The sequence below is a fragment of the Streptomyces sp. SID1328 genome (genome assembly GCF_009865595.1).
GTDB classification, from domain to species: Bacteria; Actinomycetota; Actinomycetes; order Streptomycetales; family Streptomycetaceae; genus Streptomyces; species Streptomyces griseoluteus.
This window is the reverse complement of sequence record NZ_WWKH01000771.1, coordinates 1-838: the sequence shown is the minus strand read 5'-3', so window position 1 is coordinate 838 and position 838 is coordinate 1. Positions and strand designations below refer to the sequence as shown.

The window sequence follows — 838 nt, the reverse complement described above, 5'->3', positions numbered from 1 at the left end:
CCTCCGGGCCCGGCCCGCGCCGGGGCGAGGAGGACTGGAGCCCCATCCCCCCTGTCGTGCGGAACAGTTCGTCGGCTCCGGGCAGACTCACTCGGCGTGACACCGGGCGAGCACCTCCCTGGCGAGCTGACGGTAGGCGGCGGCACCGACGGAGTTGGAGGCGTACGTGGTGATCGGCTCACCGGCGACCGTGGTCTCCGGGAAGCGGACCGTACGCCCGATGACCGTGTGGTAGACGTGGTCGTCGAACGCCTCGACCACCCGCGCCAGCACCTCGCGGCTGTGCACCGTGCGCGAGTCGTACATCGTGGCCAGGATGCCGTCCAGCTCCAGCTCGGGGTTGAGCCGCTCCTGGACCTTCTCGATGGTCTCGGTCAGCAGGGCCACACCGCGCAGCGCGAAGAACTCGCACTCCAGCGGCACGATCACCTTGTGCGCGGCGGTCAGCGCGTTGACGGTGAGCAGGCCCAGCGAGGGCTGACAGTCGATCACGATGTAGTCGTAGTCGTCCATCAGCGGCTTCAGGGCGCGCTGGAGCGTGGACTCGCGCGCGACCTCGGAGACCAGCTGCACCTCGGCGGCCGACAGGTCGATGTTGGAGGGCAGCAGGTCCATGTTCGGGACCGCCGTCTTCAGCAGCACCTCGTCGGCCGACATGCCCCGCTCCATGAGCAGGTTGTAGACGGTGAGGTCCAGCTCCATCGGGTTGACGCCGAGACCCACCGACAGCGCGCCCTGCGGGTCGAAGTCCACGAGCAGCACGCGCCGTCCGTACTCCGCGAGCGCCGCGCCCAGGTTGATGGTCGACGTGGTCTTGCCGACGCCGCCCTTCTGGTTG

1 protein-coding gene is annotated in these 838 nt (G+C 69.2%); it reads right to left on the bottom strand.

Features of this window, described 5'->3' with window-relative positions:
• Positions 1 to 87 precede the first annotated feature (87 nt).
• Positions 88 to 838: ParA family protein (locus tag GT030_RS24655; protein ID WP_161202978.1), on the bottom strand; the 751-nt coding region annotated here is incomplete at its 5' end.